The sequence below is a fragment of the uncultured Dialister sp. genome, assembly GCA_900314595.1.
In the GTDB taxonomy this organism is placed as follows: Bacteria; Bacillota; Negativicutes; order Veillonellales; family Dialisteraceae; genus Dialister.
In genome coordinates this window covers 1-8345 of sequence record OMVW01000054.1, presented here as the reverse complement: position 1 = coordinate 8345, position 8345 = coordinate 1, and the positions used below count along the sequence as shown (strand labels likewise).

8 protein-coding genes are annotated in these 8345 nt (G+C 49.4%); all 8 read left to right on the top strand.

Annotated features, from left to right (window positions below; translation table 11 throughout):
- A partial coding sequence (locus QZN42_RS09445) for an NAD/NADP octopine/nopaline dehydrogenase family protein (RefSeq protein WP_296957028.1) occupies positions 1-347 on the top strand: 347 nt, incomplete at its 5' end.
- Between the two features lie 72 nt (positions 348-419).
- Positions 420-1157: a hypothetical protein gene (locus QZN42_RS09440; protein WP_296957026.1), complete on the top strand. Its 738-nt coding sequence runs from the start codon at positions 420-422 to the stop codon at positions 1155-1157.
- Positions 1158-1282: 125 nt separating this feature from the next.
- On the top strand, positions 1283-2080 hold the full coding sequence (locus QZN42_RS09435) for a helix-turn-helix domain-containing protein (RefSeq protein ID WP_296957024.1): 798 nt from the start codon (positions 1283-1285) through the stop codon (positions 2078-2080).
- A gap of 1296 nt (positions 2081-3376) precedes the next feature.
- Positions 3377-3874: a YbjN domain-containing protein gene (locus tag QZN42_RS09430; RefSeq protein WP_296957021.1), complete on the top strand. Its 498-nt coding sequence runs from the start codon at positions 3377-3379 to the stop codon at positions 3872-3874.
- A 212-nt stretch (positions 3875-4086) separates the two neighbouring features.
- Complete coding sequence (locus tag QZN42_RS09425) at positions 4087-4500, top strand: peptide deformylase (RefSeq protein ID WP_296957018.1); 414 nt, start codon at positions 4087-4089, stop codon at positions 4498-4500.
- Positions 4501-5139: 639 nt separating this feature from the next.
- Entirely contained in the window at positions 5140-5409 is a 270-nt protein-coding gene (locus QZN42_RS09420) for a FeoB-associated Cys-rich membrane protein (protein ID WP_296957015.1), read from the top strand.
- A 674-nt stretch (positions 5410-6083) separates the two neighbouring features.
- The gene (locus QZN42_RS09415; protein WP_296957013.1) at positions 6084-6233 is read left to right on the top strand and encodes a hypothetical protein; all 150 of its coding nucleotides are present in this window, start codon (positions 6084-6086) and stop codon (positions 6231-6233) included.
- 323 nt (positions 6234-6556) lie between these two features.
- The gene (gene larE / locus QZN42_RS09410; RefSeq protein ID WP_296957010.1) at positions 6557-7378 is read left to right on the top strand and encodes an ATP-dependent sacrificial sulfur transferase LarE; all 822 of its coding nucleotides are present in this window, start codon (positions 6557-6559) and stop codon (positions 7376-7378) included.
- Positions 7379-8345 lie beyond the last annotated feature (967 nt).

The following is an 8345-nucleotide window of genomic DNA, read 5'->3' as shown; positions in this document are numbered from 1 at the left end:
TAGGAGTAGAGTGTCCATGGCAAAGGGATTTTCCAGTTTACCCTGTCCTATGTTCGGGGATACCAGTTTCCCGTGTCCAATTTCCTAGGACCATTTTAACTCTCTATGAGGCGCTTACGGAAAATGAATCCTATAAAACGGTCCCGGGACCCACGGATATTTCAGGCCGCTACCTTTCCGAAGACCTTCCCTGCGGCATGACGAGCCTTCTGGACCTTTCAGAAATGATGCACGTCCCGGCGCCCCACATCGAAGCCCTGGTGACGGTTCTTTACATGTACCTGGGAAAGAAATATGAACCCTTCCTCACGCCGGCAGACCTCCGGGTGCTGAAAGCGCTGAAATAGGAAGTAGTGAAAAGTTTTTAGTTTTTAGTACTTAGTGATTGGAATCACCGGTTTCGTATAAAGGAATTTCTTATGAAAAAATTATTTGCCCTTGCTGTTTCGGCTCTTCTTCTTTCGGCTTCTCCCGTATGGGCGGAGAACTGGCTTCCATTCCAGGATTCCGGAAATACTTTCGTGGATACCGATTCCTTTGTGGACAGCGGAATCCGTTCTTCCATTGCCGTGAAATCGCCGCTGGATGGGGGAAGCGCCATTTCCACCATCGAATTTGATAAAGAAAAAAGGTCCTACCGGATTTCGGAAATGAAGACTTTCGATAAAGACGGAAACCAGCTGAAAAATTTCACCTACAGCGATGATCCGCAGAACTGGAGCCGCCTCGTTTCCCATTCCTTCGGCATGAATCTCTACGATCATTATATTTCCCATCCTCTGCCCCGGTTCAATCAGCCGGTGTGGCTCATCATCCATAAAGAAGAGGGAGTCCGTTTCCATGGCAGTACCTATGATGTGGAAAAGAATACCATTTCCTACAAAGACGGGTATGCCACTTTCTGGGTGCGCATTTCCTATCCCTGGAAAGACCAGGATTTTTCCAAAGTCGTTTATCAGGTGAAGATGGACATGCCCCATAAGAAAATACAGACCCTTTCCATGACCAGTTACGACTTTGAAGGAAAAGTCAAGGCTCATGGCGCAGGCAGCCGGGACAGGGAGGATATCGTCTCCGGCTCTCCCCTGGAAAAAGTGTATGAATATATCAATAAAGAACTGAACAGCGGCCACATCCGCATGCTGTCCTCGCTGTAAGTGGTCAAAAAGGGGCTCGCGTCAAAAGCCGGAAGCGGGCCCTTTTGTGATTCTCTTCTAAAGACTGCTTATCACTAAAAGCTAACCACTAACCGCTCCTCTCTTTTCATCAAGGAAATATCAAAATGGCTCACATCATTTATACTGCCCTCAATCAATCGTTATCCGATCAATGCTATACAGCCTTCCTTACCGGCTCTATCCCGGAAGAGGGATGGCTCCTCACGGAAGGGGTCCATCTGTACTTCCTTGGGGAAGCGCCGGAGCTGCCGGAGGGGAAAATCATCACAACTGCTGCAGGACCGGCGGATTTTCTCGTTTCCTCTCTTGAAGAAACGAAAGCCCTGGCCGCTTATAAAAACTACCTTGCCGGCCGCCGCCTCCCGGCAGGAGCGGCCCTGGCGGCAGGAGAAGGGAAAGTCATCCTTTTTTCGCCGGAAGCTTTCGAACCGGACCTGGGCCATATGGACATGTACCGTCTGGCCTTTGATCCGCTTGAAGAAGTGGTGACTCCCCAGGAAGCGGCAAAACTATACCACGTGGATGCGAAACGGGTACAGGCCGACTGCGAAAGGGCGGGAATCTCCGTATTTCAGGCCCATGAGGTCCGCAGGTCGGCAAGCACCTGGCTCATCCTCAAAAGCGCGGCGGGACGGGTGTATCATGAGGAAAGGGAAAAAACGTATACCATCAATCCGCTCCTCCTCGTCTTTTCCACCCTGGAAGCGGCTCATATCTGGAACAGGGACAGCGGAGTCGTACGGAGTGCCGCGGCCGGCGCCGGCCATGCCTCTGCCCGCATGGGAGAAGGAGAACGGAGGAAATCCGGCCGCACCTGGCTCGTCACCCGAGCTGCCATGGAGCGCCTCTTCGGCCAGGCCCTGCCGGTGCTTATGAAAGAAGCTATGAAGGGAGTCGTTTAGGCATGCCGGTTCGACTTGAGCTTCTGAGGCATTTGTGCCTGGAGCTTTGGGGTATTCGTATGGCCTGCCGGTTCGACGTGAGGTGTTGAGGCATTTGTGCCTGGAGCTTTGGGGTATTCGTATGGCCTGTCGGCTCGACTTGGAGTGCGGAGGCATTTGTGTCTGGAACTTTTAGGTATTCGTGGGGCCTGCCGTTTCGACGTGAGGTGTGGAGGCATTTTTGCCTGGAGCTTTTGGGTATTCGTGTGGCCTGCCTTCTCGGCAAGGGACGTAGAGGCATAAGAGACAGGAACTTTAAGGTATTCGTATGGCCTGCCGTTTCGACGTGAGGTGTTGAGGCATTTGTGCCTGGAACTTTGAGGTATTCGTGTGGCCTGCCGGTTCGACTTGAGGTGTGGAGGCATTTGTACCTGGGACTTTGAGGTATTCGTGTGGCCTGCCTTCTCGGCAAGGGACGTAGAGGCATAAGAGACAGGAGCTTTTAGGTATTCGTATGGCCTGCCGGTTCGACTTGAGCTGCGGAGGCATTTGTGCCTGGAGCTTTTAGGTATTCGTATGGCCTGCCGGTTCGACTTGGGGTGCTGAGGCGTTTGTGCCGGGACCCTTTAGGTATTCGTGTGGCCTGTCGGTTCGACTTGTGCTTCTGAGGCGTTTGTGCCTGGAGCTTTTAGGTATTCGTGTGGCCTGCCGGTTCGACTTGGGGTGCTGAGGCGTTTGTGCCTGGACCCTTTAGGTATTCGTGTGGCCTGCCGGTTCGACTTGAGGTGCGGAGGCATTTGTGCCGGGACCCTTTAGGTATTCGTGTGGCCTGCCGGTTCGACTTGAGGTGTGGAGGCATTTGTACCTGGGACTTTAAGGTATTCGTGTGGCCTGCCGGTTCGACTTGAGGTGTGGAGGCATTTGTACCTGGGACTTTAAGGTATTCGTGTGGCCTGCCGGTTCGACTTGGGGTGCGGAGGCATTTTCGCCGGGGGCTTTAAGGTATTCGTATGGCCTGCCGGTTCGACTTGGGGTGCGGAGGCATTCTCGCTGGAAACTTTGAAGTATTCGTGGGGCCTTCCTTTTCGGCAAGGAACGTAGAGGCATTTTTGCCGGGAGCTTTGAGGTATTCGTAGGGCCTGCCGGTTCGACTTGTGCTTCTGAGGCATTTGGGGCAGGAACTTTCGAATATTCGCAGGGTTTCATTATGAAATGATGAGGAAATTGGAATTTCCTGTTTCTATTGTTCTTCTGATTCTGTATAATAAATAGGTAATGTACGATTTCTATTTCATGTAATATAGAAAGGTTTTGATTATGGCTACAGTGACTCCATTTCCACAGGGACCGAAGATGAAAAATCAGAAGGCTGATATTTTCGAAAAGTATATGAAGGATAACGGCCTGAATTTTTTCCGCCGTCGGGATGCCCATGATTCTTTTGATACGGTGGTCTTTATGACTGCCATTCCTGCCGGCTCGAAGCACAAGCTGGTGGTGGCCGTCATTACGGACAACAGTATGTACACACTGATCCGCACCCATCTGGGTACCGTGCCCAGGGGACCGGCGCGGAAGACGTTCATGGATTATATCAATAAGCTGAATACAGAGCATGCGATCGTGAAATATTCCGTCAATGACGATGAAAATGTATTTCTGGATACCACTGTCACCAGCCGGGTGGAAAATTTCGATCCCGAAGTGATCAGGACGCTTCTGGATCTCATCGTTTACCATCTTCATGAAACCTACGATGATCTGGCAAGGCGGCTGAACCAGACCGGAGACCAGACGAACGGGTTTGAGATCTGAGTTTTGAGTGGTTAGGTATTCGTTTTTAGCAGCCTGGAGACATTTTCGAGGTCGTTCTTCGTTGTTCGTTGTTCGTTCCTCGTATTGGTGGCGGCCTGATGGCCGCCAATATTTATGGAGATTGTGCAGAGGCAGGGAAATGCTGCCTGTGCAGCCGGCACGCGTCAGAAAATGAAGCGTGCCATTTTCAGATATGGATTAGTGAGGAATTTATGGAAAGACCTATTGTGAGGGATATCCTTTTCCTGCAGCGGAAGGCGGAGAAGGCTTCGAAGAAGGACAGCTCTGCGGGGCGGGATCTGGCGGATACGCTGGAGGCTCATCGTGAAAACTGTGTGGGCATGGCGGCCAATATGATCGGTATCGGAAAGGCCATCATTGCCATAAAAGATGGAAATAAGACCATTCTCATGTACAACCCGGAAATCACAAAGACTTCGGAGACTTCCTATGAAACGGAGGAAGGGTGTCTCTCCCTTTTCGGGAAACGGCCCTGCAAAAGGTATGACTGGGTGGAAGTACGATACGAGGATGAAAATTTCCACAGAAAGAAGTCCCGGTTCAAAGGATTCACCGCAGAAATCGTGCAGCATGAAATGGACCACCTGCAGGGAATACTCATTTAGGCGTAAACGCCGGTTAACATACAACCGGCGTTTTTCTTTCGCAGGAAAGCGGCAGATGGCCAGTGAAGAGCGCTCTGGAGGCAAAACTTTCGATATTTATGTTTTCTATAACAATATATTGATAAAATGATTATCAAAGCCAGAGATAAAAAAATCAGCTAAATCATGAGAGAAAAATTAGAAAATACGCTCATCATCGGATATCCGTACAAATCATGTATTGCTAGAAGTATGATTTTAAGGAATAAATCCGGGAAAAGCCCGGCTATCCAATAAAAAGATAGATACCCCCGGGAATAATGATGTAATCCGATGAATATAAAGGGGCGAGAAAAAGTTTGAAAAGAGAAAACGCTGCGCTTCCTTTCTGAAAATTGCGGAAATATTCCTCTTTTCTCCGAAAATTCATAATTTAAAAAGCATGGATTTTTCAGCCGGCCCGGACAGTGCCTTCGGAAATTTTACTGTTCCTTCCACTAACCGCCAACTGCTCCTTCCTTTCGAAGATGACTCCACACCAGCCCATCGGGATGCAGCACCCCTGATCCCTGATTCTTAAACTTAGGTATTTCTACTTTTACTTTTTACCATACCTATGCTATAATGCTCTTGAGAATGATAATCAGAAAGGACAGCACTATGAATACCTTTTGGACAGGACTTATTATCGCCATCATTGCCGCCTGGTTCGGCTACAGCCTGTACCGCATGTGGCGGGGAAGCACAGGCCGTGACTGCGCCTCCTGCGCTCTGGGAGCGGACTTTGACTATGCAAAGTACAACAATAAAAAGCAGCCTCTCCCGAAAAAAGCGGAATTCGTCATGAATAACGGCCACCACATCATTGTAGATGAAGAAGCGGCCAGGAGACGGCGGGAGCGGATCCGGAAAATGATGGGGAATGGTTGATTGAAAGAACCGGTTGCGAAAGCAGTCGGTTTTTTATTTTTCAGTCAATGTGGTAAGTGTTAAGTGATAAGAGGTAAGTGAAGGTGGCGCCCTGAAATAAAGGGGCGCCGGTTTTATATCCGGGCTATTGCCTTGAACCACTTTTGAATCGGGGCGAAGATGATTTCAAAAGACTTGGGAAGTGACGCACATCGGATGGCGGAGCGCCTCCCCGGGATGCAGCATTTCCGGGAGCGGTCCCTCTTTATTATTTGTCCGGCTTTGGGGCTGCCTGTTCCGTTTTCTGATGACTGCGAACTGATAATTGATAACTTTCAGTCTATGTTTCATCATGCTAAATCAGTGACGACTGGTATTTCCTCTATCCATGCATATTTATTCGTCCGGTCCATTTTCCCCTTATGAATGGACACTGCTGTATATACCCGATTGATGGATTTCCGGGGGCGGAAGATTGTATGTCATCTGTCCTTCGTATACAATTAAATACCAAATATCATTTACCATAAATAGGCGATTTTAATGTTAGTTATCACTAAATTTCTAATAAAATCCGATAATTCCTGCCATCCTCAAGACATGAATTTTGACTGATTTTTCTAATACGCGTTCTTTTCATTTCTGAAAGCTCATGTTATAATGGCTTCGCCGGCAAGTTAAGAAAGGAAGTATATATGAGTACAATTTGGACAGTGTCGATTCTCGCTGCCTCCGCAGCATGGATTGGCTACAGCATTTACAGCATTTCCCGTCTGAGCGTCAAATCCTGCTTTGATGGAGCTATCGTAAATGCCGGACTCACTGGTTCCCACCATCAGGACTGAAAGGTCCTGAGCGAACGGATTCGTGATCACTGTATGATTAGAACTTAGAAATAGCAGCTGCCCACAGGCATCGCGGATGGTTTCGCATACATATGGGAAGAAAAGTCGTGCTTTGCAGAAAGGCACGGCTTTTTGTGTGGAAATAAAGGAATGGCATCCATTTCCTCTATGGCGGGCATTACTTTTTAGACATGTTTTGCACTGTTTCTATATTTCCCATGCCAATCAATGATATAATGTATGAAATACCGCAGAGACGTGGTAAAAAAATTCTATCCTTCAGGTCTGCGCCTGAAGTCGAAAGTGAAAGATGAGAGATTGCTATGATCAGCGAAGAATTGCAGCATAAACAGGATATTCTCGAAGCCTACCTGCAGGGACTGGGAAGCGTCATGCTCGCCTTTTCGGGAGGAGTAGATTCCACTTACTTACTCCATGAAGCGAGAAAAATGCTGGGAGACAAAGCCATGGCCGTGACCATGAACCTGGCCTCCGTGCCGGAAAGGGAAGTGGCTGATGCCATCGATTTCTGCCAGAAGGAGGGCATCCGGCAGAAAGTGATTTCCATGGATCAGTTCAAAATCGAAGGATTTGCGGAAAATCCGGAGAACCGCTGCTATCTGTGCAAACATTTCCTTTTCTCTACCCTGAAGAAACTGGCAGTGGAAGAAGGATTTGACTATGTCATTGACGGGACGAACCTGAACGATGCCTCCCAGTACCGCCCGGGACTCAAAGCCCTGGCTGAACTGGATATCAAAAGTCCTCTCCGCTATGCAGAACTGTACAAGGCAGACATTCGCGAACTTTCCCGCGAAGTCGGCCTTCCCACCTGGAGCAAACCCTCCTTTGCCTGCATGGCCACCCGTTTCCCATACGGCCAGACCATTACCGCAGATAAACTCTCCATGGTGGAAAAAGCGGAAGACTATCTCTTCTCCAAAGGCTTCAAACAATTCCGCGTCCGTCTCCATGATGGAAATATGGCCCGCATCGAAGTACTGCCGGAAAATCTGCTGAAACTTTTCGGCATCCACAATGAATTGCTCCGCGTATTCAAAGGACTGGGCTTCACCTACGTCACCATGGACCTGGCAGGGTATCGCATGGGAAGTATGGATGAAGTTCTTGGAGACAAAAAGTAAATACTTTGTTTTGAGATTCATCCGATTTTCGGGGCGGTCGGGGTGATCGGGGCCGTCGGGGTGATCGGGAAGGATATGGTTCCCTGCGGGAACCAATCTTATTAAACGGCCCTTCGGGCCGCACATATGAGGAAATCGGAAAACAGGTGAGGGAGCGAAGGAAAGGGAATGGCGGTCTTTTCTGGCCAGGGAAGGTGTCGACGAAGTAGACGAATGGGATGATTTGTGCTTCCCCCTGCACTACACATTCCCGGTAATTATGGGGAAATCCATCAGCACAATACCGGTCCCCACCCTCCCGAGTGCTGGGAGGGTGGACGCGGAGCGGCCGGGTGGGTTCATCTATCGTTTCTTGTCGAAATTGGGGCTAACTGACGAAACATCATGTACTTAAAGACTCTATCGCAATTCGGAAAGGCTCCCCTCCCAGCCTCCCCGAAGTTCGGGGAGGTGGACGCGAAGCGGCCGGAGGGGCTGTACTCTCGTACAAGTCGAAAGTGTGCTAAAAGGTAAGCTCATCCCCGGGGAGCTCCCGCGAAGCGGGTGAGGGGACGAACTGCACATATAAGGAGAAATGTACTTCGTCGGATTGTCCAGCGTCCGGGGGCGGGGGAAGCTCCCGCGAGCAGGTGTTGCAGGGCTGACTATCGGTACAAGTTGGAAATGACTCAAATATGCGAAATGTCTCTAAAGTCCGCAGCTGCGAATGGGAAAGGCTCCCCTCGATAGGGGAGCTCCGCGATAGCGGTGAGGGGACGAACCTGTCGAACCCATAAGCACCGATGACGACAGATATCTTTAACGGGAAGAACCAATATAAAAACTGCGGCGCCTTCTATTGATGCGCCGCCCCTTCACTGATAACTGCTAACTCAAACTTCGCAGTTAACAATCTTGTGTTTTCCTAGATAATATCGGTCTTTTTCTAAAAAAGAATAGCAAGGGCCTTCCGTTTTAGGTAAAATTA

What these genes read in the sequence shown, in the direction of transcription:
- larE (WP_296957010.1), top strand. Translation starts at nt 6,557, where the DNA reads ATGATCAGCGAAGAATTGCAGCATAAACAGGATATTCTCGAAGCCTAC.
- QZN42_RS09420 (WP_296957015.1), top strand. Translation starts at nt 5,140, where the DNA reads ATGAATACCTTTTGGACAGGACTTATTATCGCCATCATTGCCGCCTGG.
- QZN42_RS09440 (WP_296957026.1), top strand. Translation starts at nt 420, where the DNA reads ATGAAAAAATTATTTGCCCTTGCTGTTTCGGCTCTTCTTCTTTCGGCT.
- QZN42_RS09435 (WP_296957024.1), top strand. Translation starts at nt 1,283, where the DNA reads ATGGCTCACATCATTTATACTGCCCTCAATCAATCGTTATCCGATCAA.
- QZN42_RS09425 (WP_296957018.1), top strand. Translation starts at nt 4,087, where the DNA reads ATGGAAAGACCTATTGTGAGGGATATCCTTTTCCTGCAGCGGAAGGCG.
- QZN42_RS09430 (WP_296957021.1), top strand. Translation starts at nt 3,377, where the DNA reads ATGGCTACAGTGACTCCATTTCCACAGGGACCGAAGATGAAAAATCAG.
- QZN42_RS09415 (WP_296957013.1), top strand. Translation starts at nt 6,084, where the DNA reads ATGAGTACAATTTGGACAGTGTCGATTCTCGCTGCCTCCGCAGCATGG.